Here is a 16,182-nt window from a genome sequence, read left to right as displayed (position 1 = left end):
CGTCACCGCGATCCGCGCCTTCATCGACGGCTGGAACAACCGCTGCCACCCGTTCACCTGGACCAAGACCGCCGACGAAATCCTGCCCCACGCCACCCGTCAACGAACATCAGACGCGCGACACTAGTCGAGCCGGCTCCCCTCCGTGGAGTCGACGACGCGCCGGTTCGCTCCGACGATCCGAAGAAGGATTCCCTCAGTATGTTCATACGACGCACCAACAGCACCCGGCCCGGGCTCGTCCCAGCTGACGCGCCCGCATGGAACCGCCAGCGTGGCTCCCAGATGCCCTCGTACCGCTATCGAGACGTCTACGCCCGGGTTGACGTGCCGCTCACCGAACGCGTCTGGCCCAACCGCCGACTGACCCAGGCGCCTTTGTGGGTGCCCGTCGATCTGCGCGACGGCAACCAAGCTCTGCCTGAACCGATGGATCCCGCACGGAAGCGCCGGTTCTTCGAGCAGATGATCGCGATGGGCTACAAGGAGATCGAGGTCGGTTACCCCTCGGCGTCACAGACGGACTTCGACTTCGTGCGCCTCATCGCAGAGTCAGAGATCGCACCCGACGATGTCACCATCGTGGTCTTCACGCCGGCCCGCCGCGACCTGATCGAACGGACCGTGCACTCGATTCACGGCATTACCAACCCGGTTGTCATCCACATGTACACCGCCACTGCGCCCACCTGGCGCGAGGTTGTGCTCGGCAAGATGCGCGACGAACTGCGTGAACTGATCCTCGCCGGAGGCCGCGACATACTCGAACTCACCGATCACCTGCCGAATACTCGGTTCGAGTTTTCTCCGGAGGTCTTCAACCTCACCGAACCCGACTACGTCATTGAAATCTGCAACGCGATGACAGAGCTGTGGGATGCGACCCCTGAGCGTCCGGTCATCCTCAACCTGCCAGCCACGGTCGAGATCGCTACGCCGAACGTGTACGCCGATCAGGTCGAGTACATGCATCGGAATCTGGACCGGCGCGATGCCGTGATCCTCTCGGTGCATCCGCACAACGACCGCGGAACCGGCGTCGCCTGCGCGGAGCTGGCGCTCCTCGCAGGTGCGCAACGCGTCGAGGGATGTATCTTCGGAAACGGCGAGCGCACCGGCAACGTCGACATCGCGGTCTTGGCCCTGAATATGCATGCTCAGGGGATTGATCCGATGATCGACTTCTCCGACATCGAAGAGATCCGTCGCACAGTCGAGTACTGCAACCGCATCGAAGTACATCCTCGGCATCCCTATGTCGGCGACCTCGTGCACACCGCATTCAGCGGTACCCACCAGGACGCCATCAAGAAGGGCTTCGCGGAGCATTGGAACCGAGCAGCGGGTCAGAACCGCTCGGAGCGGGACATCGAGTGGCGGGTGCCCTACCTGCCCATTGATCCGTCCGACATCGGGCGGAACTACGACGCGGTCATCCGTGTCAACTCCCAGTCCGGAAAGGGCGGTATCGCCTACCTGCTGGCGGCCGAATACGGCATCGAGTTGCCACGCCGACTCCAGATCGACTTCGCTCGCAGGGTGCAGGAGCGTGCGGACGCCAGTGGCCTCGAAATCACCGCACCTCAACTGCTCGCGCTGTTCGAATCCATCTACGTGGCCTCCGACACCGCCGGCGTCGAGTTGATCGACCTCGAATCCGTGACTCACGATAATGTGAACCACACGCGGCTCAGCCTGAGCATCGCCGGTGTCAAGCACAGCGGCACCTACCGCGGCATCGGCCCCGTCGAAGCCGCTGCCAGGCTCCTCGGTGACCAGCAGATCGCCGTCGATGTCGTCTCCCTGCACCAGTCCTCACTCGCAGCCGGGATCGCCAGCGACGCACTGACCCTCATCGAGTACCGAAGCAGCACCGGTACTCGATGGGCCGCTGGGCGAGATCGGTCCGTTCTCACCGCAGCCGTGAATGCCGTCCTCTGTGCCGCGCGCGCTATCGCCAGCGAAAGTGCGGCAGCCTGATCCGCGGACACGCGGCCGCTCCCGCACCTCCTTCCCAACCGTGGTCGTGGCGGGTGCAAAGTCGACATCGGGGTCTGTGCCCGCAGTGCCGCGTCACTGTGCCTTGCGGCGCCCCGGCAAATAGGGCAAGTCCCGTCGGTATTGTCTGGCGGGCTTCCCTTGGCCGGGCAGCGGCGCCGAGAGATGGAGCCGCGGCATTCATCGCTAGGTGAGGTTCTCCGGCGACGGGACTAAACCCGTGGCCTGTAGGCAAACCCGCTAACGGACTCGTGTAGCTCGGCGGCCGGGGCGTGAGGCCTGGCACGAATTGTGGCATGCCGAGGTCCTCGTGGCATTGAACGAGACTGGACAGTAAGTGCATCACAAGGGTTCGATCTTGCCTATCCAGACCTCGGGTCGCTTGGGGTAAGCGCCGCTCGGATGGCGAGTCTGTGTGTGTTCCTCTCTGGTTGATACAACAGCTCACGCAGGCCTAGCGGATGATGCGCATCGTAGAACCGGAGATCATGGCGGTGTGGCTCAGTTCGCCGCAGTCGAGTGCGGCGACCAGAACGGGATGTCGATGCCGTCGGTGGATATTTCGCAGGGTAAGTGGTCGTCCGATGTCGGGTGGTCTCGGGTGCAGCGAGGTCATGCCAAGTCGTAGAGCAAGCGGTAGTAGGGGATGCGTTCCGGGTCTGGGGTGATCCCGTACGTGTCGTACAGGATGCCGTCGAAGCCGGGACCGTAGTTCCCCTCCAGGCTCCACGCCGCGACCGCCAGGTCGGCCCACCGGTCAGCCACCCCGAGTGAACCCAAGTCGACGTGCGCGGCGAGGGTGCCGTCGTCGTGCAGCAGAGTGTTCGGGTGTACGCGTCTCCATGGCAGACCACCAGACGGTCGATCACGGGCGGTTGACCGAGACGAGCCCTGACATCGCCCCACGCGAGTTGCCGGTGCTCAGGAGACCAGTTGTCTGGTCCCGCACCATCGGCGACGCGCTCGTCGGCGCGCACGAGCCGACGTTCCAATCGAATGGGCAACGGTCCGTCGGCAGGGTGTCGTGGAGCAGACGTGCGCCCAGGCTAGGCGGTCGGCTTCACGGGAAGGTCGATCTCAGGGGGCCCAGCGGCAACCCACTTGACATACCTCGCATCGTCGTTGCCGTCCAGGCGGAAGGTCAGGCCACCGAGCTCGTAGCGCCACACGGGGTGATACTGTCCTCACCGGCGAGTGTTACGACGATGTCGGAACGCGCACCGGCCCGACCGGAGACTCGGAAAGTCTGGGTTACTGCTCACAAGATCATGACTTTGACAGGGCCAGGCATGCCGGTCAACCGGTTTCCAGAGCGCCGAGCGAAGTCACCGCGGACTGGCGAACTAGGGCTGGCGGCACGACGTCGGTTAGCCGACGCGCGACCAGAACAGACGCGAGACGCACCACGACGGAGCGGTAGTTAGGCGAGTCCTCGTAGGAGCGCGGTCGGTCATCGACGCGTACTCCACCCAATTCGCTGGGTGAACATTTTCAGTGGTGCGATGAGTTCCGTCAGCTGCGCTGTGAAGCGCTGGTGCGAGATCGGTGTCTCGTTGTTCCAGGGGTCAGCTTACCGGCCTTCACGGCGGGCAGCTGGGCTGGTCATCCGGTGACGGCGCAGGAAAATCTACCTCGCCGGTGCAACGTCGCAGGACGACCGCAAGGTCTTCCCTGCATGAGACGATCGCGGTCCTCCAACTCTGCCGTGCGGCTTGTTCTATTCGGGTTGGTGATCGTGGCCCTGAACTCCACCGCAGACGTAATCACCCGCCGATTCGATGCTCACGAGCGCGACCACGACCGTCGGCGGCGTGGTCAGGTAGGACCAACGACACCATCGCCGAGGCCAGGGCGGCGTCGAGCACACCGACCCCGGTCAGATCGGCCACAGTGATTGCGTCCTCCGCCCGTGGTAACGAATTCGAGAGCACCTCTCCAGCAGTGACGGCACAGTTCTCCGCCACCGCGCCTGCCCGCACTGCATGCCCGAAGTCCCCGTGGCGCAAGCACTGTCCATGGTCATCAGTGACAATCGTCGCCGCCCTCGCGAACAATTCCGGCGGCAGCTCGTTCTTGTGCGGCATATCCGCGCCGATCCCCGTCACCTGGGTACCCGGTCGGATCGAACCCGCGTCGAACAACGGGGTGGGCGACGGCGTCGTGGTGAGCACGATCCCACTGTCCACACCGCTACCGGCCTCAGCCCGCAAACCTTTGGCGGCGAACCAGGAACAAAGCTCCTCAGCACGAGCGGCGGCGCGCCCGCGCACCAGCACCAGGTCGATCGGCCGCAACCGCGCCAGCCAGGACACCTGCAGCCGCGCCTGCTCTCCCGTGCCGAACACGGTCACCGTCCTCGCATCCGGCCGGGCCATCGCATGCGTGATCAGCGCCCCGGCAGCCGCTGTGCGCCAAGCCGTGAGCATGCCTCCATCGTCGAGCACCGCACGCACTTCGCCGGTCCGGGCGCTGATCACGCACATCAGCCCATGGTTCGCCGGTATCCCGTTCCGCGCGTTGCCGTAGAAACCACTGGCGATCTTCACAGTGAACTCGTCCTCGCCGGTCACCCAGCCGGCCTTCACATGGCAGTCGCCGTCGGCATCGGGAAAGTCCAGGTGCATTGGTGGTGGCACCACCGTCCGCCCCCGCGAATGCGCGATCAGCGCCGCCTTCACCGCGGAGAACACCAGGTGCGGGTCCATCACCCGCTCAAGTTCCGCTAGGCCGAGCAGCTTCACCGCCGCGCCAGCCAGTCGGAGAACGCCGCGAGCGCGGGCTCGGGACCGCTCCTGCCGATACCGATGCGGAATCGGTCCGCAGGTGTGTCGATGAGCTCCGACCGGTAGATGCTCGCGGGCAGTAACAGCACCCCGGCTTCCTCGATCAACCGCGTGCAGAACTCCTCGACGCCATCCGGTCCGAGATACCGCGGATAGGCGACGCAGCCGCCTTCCGGCGATGACCATTCGAACAGGTCCTCGTGCCGAGCGAAGAACTCGTCGAACTTGGGCGCGTTCGTACGGATGATGGCGCGGTTCCGCTCCAGAATGGTTTCGCTCGCCTTGATCGCGATTCGCGCCAGCACCTCACTCGGCGCCGAGTTGCAGATCGTGGTGTAGTGCTTCGCACGTTCCAGCTGCCCACGCAGCTCACGGTCGCGGCATACGATCCAGCCGACGCGCAATCCCGGCAGCCCCAAGGATTTCGACGTCCCGTTCAACGAGAGTGCCCGCTCGGACAGATCTACCGCCTGCGGCAATGTGTGCGTCCGTTCGACACCGCGAGAGACCTCGTCACTGAACAAATGGATGCCGCGTTCGTCGCATAGGCGGACCAACTGAGTGAACGTCTTCGTGCCCGGAACCGCGCCCGTCGGATTGTTCGGGAAGTTCACCGACACGACTTTGGTGTTGGGACGCAACGCTTCACGCACCCGATCGAGGTCGAGCGCCCAGCTTCTCTCGGGATCCAGCGCTACACCGGTCACCTCGCACAGCGAAAGCGGCACGGTCTCGGCGGACTGGTAGTTCGGCGTGATGACCACAGCATGGTCGGACGGGTCGAGCAGGACCTGCATCGACAGGTAGAGCGCTTCCTGCGCCCCGGCGAAGCAGAGCACGTCGTCCGCATTCGCCATGGTGTACGTCCCGGCGATGGCCTGACGCAGCTCGGGATCGCCGAAAGTCTCGGTATAACCCAGCGCCAGCGATTCCCAGGCGGCACGATCATGATCGTCGGCGAGCGCCAGCAGTTCGGTCATCTTCATGGTCTGCGCGTCGGAGGCGGTGAGGTGGTGGCGTGCGGTGAACTCCCAGTGCGAAAAGTACTTCTCCAGAAGGAAATCGGGCAGGGCGGCCATCAGCGGCTCCTTTGCGTCTTGACTTCGGACAGCAGGGCGTAGACCGTCGACCGGGAGGCCCGCAACGCCGTCGCGACCGCCGGAACCGCACGACGAACGGAAAAGACCCCGGCCGCATCCAGTTCGGCGACCAACGCCAGACGGTCGTCACGTGTGAGCCGCTCAATCGGGCGGCCGTGGTCACGCACGTACGCGCCGATCGTGTGCTGCACCCGCTCGGTCCAGTCCTGTTCGAACAACGGCTCGGGGCGGGGTCTCACTGGCGCGGCGAAGGAGGCCAGTAGCGCGGCGGCCTGATCCATCGGTGTGCGGTCGAGGTTGATGCACAACACCGCGTGGGGCTCGCCGCCCTCGTCCCGCAGGAGCGCGCTCACCGAGGAGAGCCGACGCCCGTCTGTCAGTGTCTTCTCGTACGGACCGTAGACGTCCGTCGCGCTCGGCTCCAGCTTGTCCAGTTCGCCGAGCAGCGACTGCTCCCCGGCACGGCGATCGGTCATCGGGTTCCAGATCGCCAGCACCTCGTCGAGGACCACGTCGTGCAGCACCACCTCGGCATACGGGCCCAGCAACGCCGCCACCGCACGCGCCACCGGAGACCACTGTCGCACACGCTCGTCCGTCATTCCTCGGACTATACGTCCACCATGGACGAAATGTACAGGCGCTCAGGCTGTCATGTGCGCCGGCCAGCGCGATTGCCAGTGATCGTGCCCCGGTCGCCCGGAAGCGGCGCTGCGGGAAGTCGTGAAGGAAGTTGGGTTGGTGGCGTCGCGACCGTCCGGGCCTTGACAACCGTGCGCGGACCCACCCGAGACCGGGCAACAACGTCGCACTACTTCTTCCATCGTCTGGCATTTACCGAATTTCCTAGAGACGGCATCGTCTTCGTAGCTCTGGTGAAGCCTGCATGCCACGCGGTGTGTTGTCGATCAGGCCGTCGGCATCTCCACCGATGAGGTCCACCGCGCCGAGGATGCCGATCCCGGCCGAACCTCTCGCCAACTTGCCACGTCCGTGTCCTCGCTGTCGCCGAGTAGGAATACGAACCTGCCGAGATCGGCGCGCAACTGGTTGACGCGTATGTACAGCTTCCCGCGAAACCGCTAAACGACTAGCCGAGCAGCTCGACCGCATCCTTGGTATCCAGGTTCACAGCGGGCATGCCGGACGCCATCCTCGCCCAACCGGCCGTCTCGAGATCCGAAGCCTGCCAGACAGACTGGTCCGAGGCGTGGTGCGGTCAAGGCTTGGCTGGCAGCGCGAGCGTGGTGTCGATGGTGACGTCCAGGAAGGCGAGGGTGTCGCGGCGGCGGGCCAGCGGGTTGCGATAACTCCGGCCGCCTTCGACGCCCGCGGTGCGCAGGCTCAGGCTTTCGGCGATGACGCGCTGCCACCGCGGGTCGAATTCTTGCTGGGCGTACCGGCCAGCGCCGCATTTGGAGGTCATCGTTCCGGTGGCGAGCAGGTGGTGGAGCCGGCTCACACCGAGAACCGCCCATACGGGGAACCACGCACTGAGCCCGATGGCGAGGGACAGGGCGTTGCGCTGCCGCTTCTGGTGCCACCACGGCCTCCAATAGGTGCGCAGGTTGTTGATGGTGAACGCGCGCAAGGCATCTTGGTCAGCCCAGACGTCCACCTCAGCCGGCTGTGGCCCGCGCACCGCGATCCCGTGCCAGGCCAGCTCACAGAACATCACCGGGTTGACGCCGGACCGCCCGGCCGGCGTGAACCGGCTCTCCTGCGCGCAGGGAACGTCGGGACAGCTATCCGGGCCGGAGGCAACGTCGCTCCAGGTGAGCACCGCACCATCGAAGTGTGGCCGGGGGAACCGGGCCACGGTGCGGGCGTGCGCCTCGACCACCGCTGCCATCTCCCGAGACTCGGGCTCCAGGCGGCGGTCGGTCACTGCGACGAAGTCGATGTCGCTGGCCGTGCTGAGCCGGCCGCGACCGACACCCCGGGGATGAAAGTCGCCCAAGGCTACCGAACCGACCAGGTAGAAGCCGCTGACCAAGCCCGGCGCCAACTCGTCCACGGCCGCGAGGAACAGCTCCACACTCCGACGGACCTCGACGGGAAGATCGTCGTTACGCATGCCAGGCAACCTATCGATAACCCACGCGCCAACTACGGACAATCTCAAGGTGGCACGCCGCGACGCAGAGCGCAGCTCGTATGGCGGCCGCGGATCGTTGCCGGATATTCGCGATAGCTTGCTCCTAGAAACCGACAAGGCCATCCGCCGTGGCGGCCCGCGCGAACGCCGAGGGTGAAATCCTTGCGAGGCCAGTCCCGTTCGACATCCACCGATCCTTACTGCCCCACGACTCGGATCAACCTGGGCCTAATTCACGGTACCTAGGGATGGAGTGCCAGTCGTACCCCGAGGCCGATAAAGATGCCGCCCGTCGCGGTGTCGATGCGTTTGCGTGCGTTACGGCGGAAATGCAGCCATCGTCCGATTCGTCCGACGAGCAGGCCCACCGTGCCATCGACGAGAAACTCCAGAGTGATCAGTATGGCGCCCAAGATCATGAACTGCGTCGCAACGTTGCCCAGGTGTGGATTTATGAACTGGGGCAGGAAGGCAACTGTGAAGGCGACCACCTTCGGGTTCAGCAGGTTCGTAAGGAGGCCGGTGACATAGGCTCGCCTGTTGGCCATCTCGCCGCTGTGGGCAGTAAGATCGCTGTGACTGGTGTTACGGCGGCGGATCATCTGCACGCCCAGGGAGACTTCTCCTTCCGCTGGGGGAGCGCAGGTGCATGTGGCACGCGCCGAGCTGGTTCTTGCGCGTCCGGCCCACCTCTCGCTCAAGGCGTTGCCTCTCCGGCCGGATGACCCGCTGCAGGCTCTGGCGAACGCGCTCGGCGACGTCCGCCCGGACCTCGGTGAGACGGTCGACGTCTGCCTCGACCTGATTCCGCTGACACCCGCGAGGACCCGCCACCTTGCTCGCCAGACAGCCAAGCCGGACGGGACGCTGGTAGGAGCGTTCGTCGAGGCCGTTGGCGAGATCGTCGGCGAGTTCGTGCCGTCAGCTACTCCTGGCGAGGCTCTCCGCCTCAACTCACCCGTCCTATCGCCGAGAAAACGCCAAAGGGTCCTCCTGCACGTCAGGTGGGGAGGGTGAATCCTGGAGGCATGACCATAGGCCGACCAGTGTTCAACCCGCCGTCGACCAAGACAGAGGCACCTGTCAAATAGGAGAAATCTGGCGACGAGAGCGCGAGCACGGCCGAAGCGATCTCCTTCGCCTCACCCATCCTGGGCAACCCATGCACGTTGAGAGGCCCCCACGCTTGCTTGAACTTGGCCCACACATCGTCTGGGATGCCTTGCGGGCGCGCAAGGCCTGTGTCAGTCGTGCCAGGGTCGACCGACAGGACGCGAATCCCCTTCGACCCATAATCGAGGGCGGCCGCGCGTACCAGGCCTTGTACCGCACTCTTGCTTGCGCTGTAAGCAGCGTTCCCTGGGCGTGTTTGCTGTGCCTGTGCGGACGCGGTGCAGACAATGACCCCGCCGCCGGCCTTCAGCAGATGTGGCACCTCGTACTTGATTGAGAGGAACACTCCGCGCGCATTGGTGCGCTGTATGTCCTCCCACTCGTCGACCGAGACTTCGTGCAACGGCTTGCCGCGGTAGATCCCGGCGTTGTTGAACGCGACGTCGAGTTTGCCGTACCGCTGGACGACGTCGTCGACGAACGCCTGTACCTGCTCGGGCACCCGGACATCCGCCTTCAGATACACTGCCTCGCCGCCCGTGCGCCGGATCTCCTGCTCGACCTCTCGGCCGAGTTCTTCTCGTCGGCCGCAGAAGCCGACCTTGGCGCCGGCAGCGGCGAAGGCGACAGCGGCGGCCCTGCCGATCCCGGACGTCGCGCCTGTGATGACCACGACCTTGCCGGCGAACCGTCCCTTGCTTCGCTGCTCCTCCTGAGCCGCAGAAGTATCGGAGGCCAGCATGGTTATCCCGGCCGCGGCGGCGCCTCCGAGAACGGCCCGACGCCCCAATTTTTCGCTCACAGTACCTCCAGGGAGAAAGGTCATTTCCGGTGAAAAGTAACGGATTCAAGCTGAGAAAGTCTCAGTGATGAAGACGTTTTAATCGTTCAGTGTATGCCGCTGTATAACAATGCCAACAAAAGATGCATCGATGCTGACGGGCCGGTGCTCCCGGCTCGGAAACCGACTGCGACCGTGGGGTACTCGTCGATCGGCGCCACTGTGACGCATATTAGTATATCGACCAATTTAAGATTTGCATCGTCGATGTACTTCATGAACTTTCAACAGTGCATTTCTCTGGTATGGGCAAGCTGTTCCCGCCTGGAAGGAGCGCTCGGCCGATCAACCGATCCCGTGGCGGCCTCAGGGACGACATGGACGGCCCCGCACCTGACCCGGCGGCGTGGCACGCTCGCGCTTACGGCGGCACGAGCGGCTCGAGGAAATCCACTGACGTTCGGTCGCCATCCGGTCGCTTGGCTGTGTCTCGAGATGGTGATGGTTGTCTTCCCGCATGTTCGTCATGTCGCCCAGGCACACCGCCTTGGGGACGTTCACTTCGACGCAGTCGACGCCCTGACCAAACGTGATCGGGGGCGAAGCGGACACCGCTCTATACCTGCGCCATGGCTCCGGCGACCTCGCAAGTTGGGCGCAGTTCGACCCAGCTCAACTGAAGCGCGGGTGAAGTGGGCTGTCCTTATGGTCATGAACCAGTTGGCGAGGAGGAGTTGCTGATGAATCCCATGGTAGGACTGGTTACTGGTCCGCCCGCGGTGGTCGGGACGATGCTGGTGCAAGGCGGTACGGTGACGGCCGCCGTCTGCCATCGACGCGGCCAAGCTGAGCGTTCAAGGCTCGGACACACGGGACTGCCCGACGATCAGTCATACGCTGCCGATTCCTGATTTCCCTGGTGGCACGATCAGCGTTGATGCGAATTCCGACGGCAGGATGACGTCGCATTGGCCAGCTGATCAAACGAGCGTGTCGATTGAAGCGAGTCCGCAGATCGCCACGGCCGGCCCGGCGCGGGGCGGGCCGTGGCGGGGCATCGCCCCCAAAAAAGGGTGCCCTGGTGGTCACGGTCTAGGCGGAGGGGCCAGTGCTGTGGCATAGCCTGTTTTGCGCGCTGGGTTCTCGTGGTCGAGGGCGGTGTCGAACATGCATTGGCTGGAGCTGACCCGGCCGTCGCCGATCTCGTCGGCGGTTCGGTCGCTGACGACGCGTACCTCGTAACCGCGGTCGAGCAGGCCGATGGCGAGCTGTAGTCCTGACTGGCCCGCACCGACGATGGTGATGCTTCGCTGGCTCATCATGAAGAAACCCCGAATCTTCAGGAAGTCGTTGGTATGTGGTCGAAATGGCCGGAGATCGACTGGTGTTCAGCGGTCAGTCTTGGAGTTTGCCGATCGCGGGGACAGCCTGCTCCGGGCCCATCGCGCTGTATCCGCCGTCGACGGCCCAGTCCGCCCCTGTCACCCCCGACGCGGCCGTCGAGAGGAGGAACGCCACGACGTCACCGACCTCGGCCGGATCTCCGACTCGACGAGTGAGGTGGAACGGCGCGGCGATCGAGTCGACCTTCGCCCGGTCTCCGCCTGTCATCTGGGACATTCCCGTGGACCACGTCCAGCCGGGACTCACCGAGTTGATCCGGATGCCGTCGGGCGCCAGATCCATGGCCATCGACCTGGTCAGCTGTACCAGCGCGGCCTTCGTGGCGGGGTAGACCCACCTGCCCGTCTGCGCGACCTTGGACGAGATCGAGGTGATGTTGACGACCGCCGGATCGCTCGAGGCGCGCAGGAAACCGTGCGCGGCGTTCGTGAAGGCCACTGCTCCGGCGACATTGACGTCGAACGCGTGCAGCCACTGCTCCCGTGTGGAACCCGCGCCCTCGTCACCGTAGATACAAGCCAGGTTCACCAGACCGTCCAGCGAACCATGGCGATCGACGATTTTCGCGATCGCATCGACGATCTTGTCGTCGCGGGTGACGTTCGCGCGGTGGAAGGAGACGTTGTCTAGTTCGCCGAGGAGAGGCTTCGCCCCGTCCGGATCGATGTCGACGACGGCCACGGCAGCACCTGACGCGTGGGCGGCCCGCACCACGCCGTGGCCGACGAGCGTCGAGCCTCCGGTCACGACGATCGTGTGTTCTCGAAGATCTGTCATTCCCACCCCAATGCCGAGTAGCTGCAGCTAGCCCGGCGAACTTAGCTCCGTGGCGCGTGCGCCATCCGCTGTCCCTGCTCACCAGGGGGAACAGGGGCGGCCCTGCCCGGCATCAGACCTTGCGTGCGATGATCGAATGGAGTTACGACCTTTGCTCCGAAAGCGAGCAGCTGGTCTTGGCGCGCGCTTCGGTGTTCTCCGGTGGGTTCGTGCTGGCGGCCGCCGAGGAGGTGTGCGCGGGCGACAGTGTCGAGGCCGAAGACATGCTCGACCTGGTGCACGAGCTGATCGACAAGTCGCTGCTGGTCAGTGCCGAGGAGACAGGCGGCGAACTCTGCTACCGGATGCTCGAGACGGTGCGTGAATACGCTGCGGAGCGGCTGGCCGAGCTGGGCGGCACTGAGCGGGTGGCCCGGCTGCACCGTGACTGGTATGCGAAGTTCGCCGCTCGCTACGCGGAGGGCTGGATCGGCCCCGACCAGGTGGAATGGCTGCGGCGAGTGGCCCGTGAGCACGCGAACCTTCGCGGCGCACTCGACTGCTGCGCGACCACGCCAGGCGAAGGCGTCGCGGGCCTGCGGATGGTCACCCGGCTCGGTGTCTGTTGGTCCGTGTGCGGACTGCTCAACGAAGCACGCACCTGGCTGGTCAAACAGATGGCCGCCGCTCCGCCCGATACGCCGGAGTGGGCCTCGGGCCTTTTGCTCAGGGTCTGGTACGACGTCCTCGGGGGCGACATCGACGCCGCCGCGGCGGACACGCGTGCCAGCGAAGAGCTGGTCAGGACCCTCCCGGACGAGGTCACCCAGGCTTACGGCGAGACCATCCGGGCCACGGCCGCCCTTTACTTCGAGGATGGGCCCGTCCACGGCTTCGACTCCGCGCGGCAAGTGTTCCGGCAGCACGGGATTCGTACGGCCGAGGTGTACGCGGAAGTCCATCACCGGCAGGCCACCGCGTTCAACGGCGATCCCGACACAGCCAGGGCGTTGTTGGCCGTGAGCATCGCGGCAGCGGAAGAGGTCGGCGAACCTGTTCTGGCGATCATGGGACTGGCGGGCGCTGAGCGTCATCGAAGAAACCCACGGTGACCCGGAAACGGCCGAGCGGGCCGCACTGAAAGCGTTCCGGCTGCAGAACGTCCTCGGCAATCGCTCGGCCGAGCCGCATATGGTCTTCGCCCTCGGATGCGTGGTAGCCCACCGCCATGACATGGTGCGGTCGGCGACCCTGTTCGGAATCAGCGCCACGATGTGGACCGCCATCGGCACGGACCCCAGGAATTACGGCCGGTTCTCCGCACATGGAGCTGAGATTACGGCGCGCGTCATCGACGCCCTTGGACTGGACACGTTCAAGCGGCATCACCGCCTCGGCCGCGCCTTCTCCCACCGAGAGGCCACGCGCTACGTCCTCGGGCAGAAGATCACCACGCCCCGTGCATCCACCGGGCCGGACAACCCGCTGACCCCGCGCGAATACGAGGTCGCCGAGCTGGTCGCGCGTGGCCTGATGAACAGGCAGATCGCCGGCCAACTGGGTATCGCGCCCCGGACCGCGGGCACCCATATCGGCCACATTCTCACCAAGCTCGGATTCGCCTCACGTGCCCGGCTCGCGACCTGGGTCACCAGCAGGCGGGCCTGACCATCGAGTCGGCGTGCGTCCGAACGGAGTACGTATTTCGACGTATGGAGACAAGGGCGCCGGTTGGCCAAGCTGAAGATCGTCAGACGAGGCGCACGCGAAGGAGCGGACAGCTGATGAGCCGACGAACAGGACACTTCGCCGTCGCAGGCGTACTGGCCATCGAGGCGGTGACGGGGCTCGGCACGGCACCGGTGGCCTCCGCCGCCGAGACCGCCGGATGCCCGGATGTCGACATCGCCTTCGCTCGCGGGACACTCGAATCTCCCGGCCTCGGCGTCGTCGGCACTCCGCTGCTTCCCGCCGTGCAACGAGCATTGCCGGGGACGGCGGTCACCGCGCACGCCGTCGACTACGCGGCATCGCTCGATCAGAGCAGCGCCGCCCCGGTGCCACGAACATGACCCGCCAGGTCACCGAGGGCGCGGCCGCCTGCCCGGACACGAAGTTCGTCCTGGGAGGCCTATCTCAGGGTGCTCGAAATCTGCAACCCTGGGGACACGGTCTGCGGCGGGCAGGGCACCCGAGGACCAGGTGTAGGCCATCTAACCTATGGGCGGGATGGAAGCGTGGACCTGGCCGCGACGTTCATCGCACAGCGCTACTGATCTTCTGGTCCGGGCAGTGATTTCGGACTGATGGTCGATGTCGTACAGGAGGCGCGTTCACCTAGACCAGGCCGCGGCCCGGCGATGCCCTGTGACTCGGCCGACACAGCCAGCGCGGGGGCACGCCGGCTGGGCGGCCAAATCGCGGGTGTCGACGACCGTGCTCGGGAGCTTCTAGGTCGCGTGGTTGTCCGGTCGGGAAAGCCCTGGGCTGTGATGCCGGGCGGTCTCTTGAACATGGCAACGTTGAAGTGATCCCCGAAGGCTCCCTGACTAGCCAGGAGGGCAGGTGCCGATGCAGCGTACGGCGATGCTCGTTCGCATCTCGTTGCCTGGGCCGGAAATCAGGCCGGTTATGAGTTTGTCGAGGTTTTCGCGGACGCCGCATCCGGTAAATGGGGGAATTTCGAAATCGCTTTTCATTGCAGTTGGCGGCGCTGCTTTATCCAGGCCGATCAGTCCCTTGGTCTTGACTATGACCGGGCTTTCCGATTTGCAGCCGGCCCCTACGTCCAAGACCTTGCCGTCGACCTTGGTGTCACTCACTCGAATGCTCAGCCGAAGAGTGAGGTCCGCGATCACCGACATGTACTTCTTCCCGTCCGGAAAGGGTCTCGACGCCACCTCGCCCGCGTCTCCGGGGTTCTTCAGCAACTGGCCGCCCTGGTCCCCGTCCGCTGTCAGTTCCACAGTGCTGGTCGTCGGCATGAAACCGAATCCCACAAAATAAGCGTCTTTCGTGGGAGGTAGTGTGATGGTGCCCGAGAGAGTCTTTTTCACGGCGTCGACGGCACCATCGTAGCGCCCTTCTCCGGTAGCCATTTCCGAACGGAGCTTGGCTATACGGGAAACCGTGTCCCGGACGTGGTACGACGCCGTCAAGCCGGCCGCTGCGGCGGCGGCAACCTCGCCTGAGGGAACAGGATTGTTCACTTCTGTCTGCCTCGGCAGGGCAGAGGCCGAGCTCAGTGAAAAGGCACCGAGGGTCAGAACCGCGCCGACGACGAGTGCTTGGATGGGGTGTCGGCTCACGAGGGGCATGGGAATCGAATCCTTTGCGTCCGCTGGCGCGATTAGCGTGATCGCACTTCGGTCGCACCGTACCTGGACCGGTTTCCGGTAGCAAGGAAAGGGTTCGTGAGCCACTTCGAGTGCCGAGGGAACTGTCACCGTGGCCGGTGATTGCGACGCTTCGACTGTCGCGGCGGTGATAGGTGTGTCGGATCGTTGAATATTTCCTTGGAAGGTCTCAAAGAGCGGTGCGACCCGCTGGCGGATATCCATCGACTGGTGAGTGCCGGCCATGGGGTGAAACGGACGGCACTCACCACTGTCGTGTCGGGAGCCCTGTCTTAATCCGCGTACAGCACCCATGGGTCGATCATGTAGTTCTCCTGGACGCACTTGTAGTGGGTCCACCACCCCTTGACGAAGCCGGCGGCGCCACTCACCTCGCAGTGTGCCTTGCTGGGGTGCCTGGAGATCATGACGCCGGCGGTGCTCTGCGGAGCGGGGGGTCCGGCCTCGGCCGACGCGAATGCCGGCGCCGCGGACAGGAGCGCCGCTGCCGTCGCAACGGTCAGAATGGTTGAAATACGTTTCATCTCTACCTCGCGATGTCGATGGACTGTGGATCCGGATGCTAACGGATGATTTCGCTGAGGAATAAAGTGGCCCAAAGCTTCTTTTCGGTTTCATTTCACTGGCTCAATCTTGCGTTTTCGAAGTCGCGGTGAAGCTGAATTGAATCCGGTCCGCGGTGAGATGAGCGCCAATTCCGGTGCTTGCCGGGCATGATCTGCCGGGCAGTGCACTTGGCGGGGCCAGATCACGGAGGGCTCGTGGAGATGTCGGTCGTGCAGGACTCGTTACC

Annotated in this window: 15 protein-coding genes and 3 pseudogenes; 6 read left to right on the top strand and 12 right to left on the bottom strand. The window is 64.7% G+C overall.

Going from position 1 to position 16,182, the window contains the following annotated elements:
• Positions 1-127, top strand: a pseudogene (locus ACLARN_RS27585) (IS630 family transposase); the annotation flags it as partial.
• 158 nt (positions 128-285) lie between these two features.
• The gene (locus ACLARN_RS27580) at positions 286-1,980 is read left to right on the top strand and encodes a 2-isopropylmalate synthase (protein WP_409494362.1); all 1,695 of its coding nucleotides are present in this window, start codon (positions 286-288) and stop codon (positions 1,978-1,980) included.
• Positions 1,981-2,610: 630 nt separating this feature from the next.
• Here the strand turns inward: ACLARN_RS27580 and ACLARN_RS27575 are convergent.
• The 7 genes from ACLARN_RS27575 to ACLARN_RS27545 all read right to left on the bottom strand — a co-directional run bounded on the left by ACLARN_RS27575 (position 2,611) and on the right by ACLARN_RS27545 (position 8,587).
• A complete protein-coding gene (locus ACLARN_RS27575) occupies positions 2,611-2,904 on the bottom strand; it encodes a phosphotransferase (RefSeq protein WP_409494361.1) in 294 nt (97 codons plus the stop codon).
• A gap of 857 nt (positions 2,905-3,761) precedes the next feature.
• On the bottom strand, positions 3,762-4,739 hold the full coding sequence (locus ACLARN_RS27570; protein WP_409494360.1) for an ornithine cyclodeaminase family protein: 978 nt from the start codon (positions 4,737-4,739) through the stop codon (positions 3,762-3,764).
• On the bottom strand, positions 4,736-5,860 hold the full coding sequence (locus tag ACLARN_RS27565) for an aminotransferase class I/II-fold pyridoxal phosphate-dependent enzyme (RefSeq protein ID WP_409494359.1): 1,125 nt from the start codon (positions 5,858-5,860) through the stop codon (positions 4,736-4,738). Before ACLARN_RS27565 ends, ACLARN_RS27570 begins: the two co-directional genes overlap by 4 nt.
• Positions 5,860-6,483, bottom strand: a complete 624-nt coding sequence (locus ACLARN_RS27560; protein WP_409494358.1) for a transcriptional regulator — start codon at positions 6,481-6,483, stop codon at positions 5,860-5,862. The genes ACLARN_RS27565 and ACLARN_RS27560 overlap by 1 nt, the downstream gene beginning before the upstream one ends.
• Positions 6,484-6,727: 244 nt before the next feature.
• On the bottom strand, positions 6,728-6,862 hold the full coding sequence (locus tag ACLARN_RS27555; RefSeq protein ID WP_409494357.1) for a hypothetical protein: 135 nt from the start codon (positions 6,860-6,862) through the stop codon (positions 6,728-6,730).
• A 238-nt stretch (positions 6,863-7,100) separates the two neighbouring features.
• Positions 7,101-7,958: a hypothetical protein gene (locus ACLARN_RS27550; RefSeq protein ID WP_409494356.1), complete on the bottom strand. Its 858-nt coding sequence runs from the start codon at positions 7,956-7,958 to the stop codon at positions 7,101-7,103.
• 263 nt (positions 7,959-8,221) lie between these two features.
• Entirely contained in the window at positions 8,222-8,587 is a 366-nt protein-coding gene (locus ACLARN_RS27545; protein WP_409494355.1) for a LysE family translocator, read from the bottom strand.
• A gap of 37 nt (positions 8,588-8,624) precedes the next feature.
• On the opposite strand from ACLARN_RS27545, the gene ACLARN_RS27540 reads away from it, so the two are divergent.
• The gene (locus ACLARN_RS27540) at positions 8,625-8,996 is read left to right on the top strand and encodes a hypothetical protein (RefSeq protein ID WP_409494354.1); all 372 of its coding nucleotides are present in this window, start codon (positions 8,625-8,627) and stop codon (positions 8,994-8,996) included.
• Here ACLARN_RS27540 and ACLARN_RS27535 read toward each other — a convergent pair.
• The 3 genes and pseudogenes from ACLARN_RS27535 to ACLARN_RS27525 form a co-directional block, all read right to left on the bottom strand.
• Entirely contained in the window at positions 8,980-9,894 is a 915-nt protein-coding gene (locus ACLARN_RS27535; RefSeq protein WP_409494353.1) for an SDR family NAD(P)-dependent oxidoreductase, read from the bottom strand. The genes ACLARN_RS27540 and ACLARN_RS27535 overlap by 17 nt on opposite strands.
• A gap of 1,121 nt (positions 9,895-11,015) precedes the next feature.
• A pseudogene (locus ACLARN_RS27530) lies at positions 11,016-11,192 on the bottom strand (FAD-binding oxidoreductase); the annotation flags it as partial.
• A 76-nt stretch (positions 11,193-11,268) separates the two neighbouring features.
• The gene (locus ACLARN_RS27525; RefSeq protein WP_409494352.1) at positions 11,269-12,054 is read right to left on the bottom strand and encodes an SDR family oxidoreductase; all 786 of its coding nucleotides are present in this window, start codon (positions 12,052-12,054) and stop codon (positions 11,269-11,271) included.
• 128 nt (positions 12,055-12,182) lie between these two features.
• On the opposite strand from ACLARN_RS27525, the gene ACLARN_RS27520 reads away from it, so the two are divergent.
• The 3 genes and pseudogenes from ACLARN_RS27520 to ACLARN_RS27510 all read left to right on the top strand — a co-directional run bounded on the left by ACLARN_RS27520 (position 12,183) and on the right by ACLARN_RS27510 (position 14,329).
• Entirely contained in the window at positions 12,183-13,145 is a 963-nt protein-coding gene (locus ACLARN_RS27520) for an ATP-binding protein (RefSeq protein WP_409494351.1), read from the top strand.
• Positions 13,146-13,266: 121 nt separating this feature from the next.
• Entirely contained in the window at positions 13,267-13,701 is a 435-nt protein-coding gene (locus tag ACLARN_RS27515) for a response regulator transcription factor (RefSeq protein WP_409494350.1), read from the top strand.
• A gap of 44 nt (positions 13,702-13,745) precedes the next feature.
• A pseudogene (locus ACLARN_RS27510) lies at positions 13,746-14,329 on the top strand (cutinase family protein).
• A gap of 253 nt (positions 14,330-14,582) precedes the next feature.
• Here the strand turns inward: ACLARN_RS27510 and ACLARN_RS27505 are convergent.
• Positions 14,583-15,614 (bottom strand): hypothetical protein, encoded by a 1,032-nt coding sequence (locus tag ACLARN_RS27505; protein ID WP_409494349.1) that lies wholly within the window; start codon positions 15,612-15,614, stop codon positions 14,583-14,585.
• A 47-nt stretch (positions 15,615-15,661) separates the two neighbouring features.
• Positions 15,662-15,913: a hypothetical protein gene (locus tag ACLARN_RS27500; protein ID WP_409494348.1), complete on the bottom strand. Its 252-nt coding sequence runs from the start codon at positions 15,911-15,913 to the stop codon at positions 15,662-15,664.
• Between the last annotated feature and the right edge of the window lie 269 nt (positions 15,914-16,182).

It is taken from the genome of Amycolatopsis sp. cmx-11-12 (assembly GCF_046269425.1).
GTDB lineage: Bacteria > Actinomycetota > Actinomycetes > Mycobacteriales > Pseudonocardiaceae > Amycolatopsis.
Note: the sequence above shows the minus strand (reverse complement) of the source record. Positions and strands in the feature narration are given on the sequence as shown.

Bases quoted from the DNA above. Each gene is read 5' to 3' on its own strand.
- ACLARN_RS27580 (WP_409494362.1), top strand. From the start codon at position 286: ATGCCCTCGTACCGCTATCGAGACGTCTACGCCCGGGTTGACGTGCCG.
- ACLARN_RS27565 (WP_409494359.1), bottom strand. From the start codon at position 5,860: ATGGCCGCCCTGCCCGATTTCCTTCTGGAGAAGTACTTTTCGCACTGG.
- ACLARN_RS27560 (WP_409494358.1), bottom strand. From the start codon at position 6,483: ATGACGGACGAGCGTGTGCGACAGTGGTCTCCGGTGGCGCGTGCGGTG.
- ACLARN_RS27550 (WP_409494356.1), bottom strand. From the start codon at position 7,958: ATGCGTAACGACGATCTTCCCGTCGAGGTCCGTCGGAGTGTGGAGCTG.
- ACLARN_RS27525 (WP_409494352.1), bottom strand. From the start codon at position 12,054: ATGACAGATCTTCGAGAACACACGATCGTCGTGACCGGAGGCTCGACG.
- ACLARN_RS27520 (WP_409494351.1), top strand. From the start codon at position 12,183: ATGATCGAATGGAGTTACGACCTTTGCTCCGAAAGCGAGCAGCTGGTC.
- ACLARN_RS27515 (WP_409494350.1), top strand. From the start codon at position 13,267: ATGGTGCGGTCGGCGACCCTGTTCGGAATCAGCGCCACGATGTGGACC.
- ACLARN_RS27505 (WP_409494349.1), bottom strand. From the start codon at position 15,614: ATGGCCGGCACTCACCAGTCGATGGATATCCGCCAGCGGGTCGCACCG.
- ACLARN_RS27500 (WP_409494348.1), bottom strand. From the start codon at position 15,913: ATGAAACGTATTTCAACCATTCTGACCGTTGCGACGGCAGCGGCGCTC.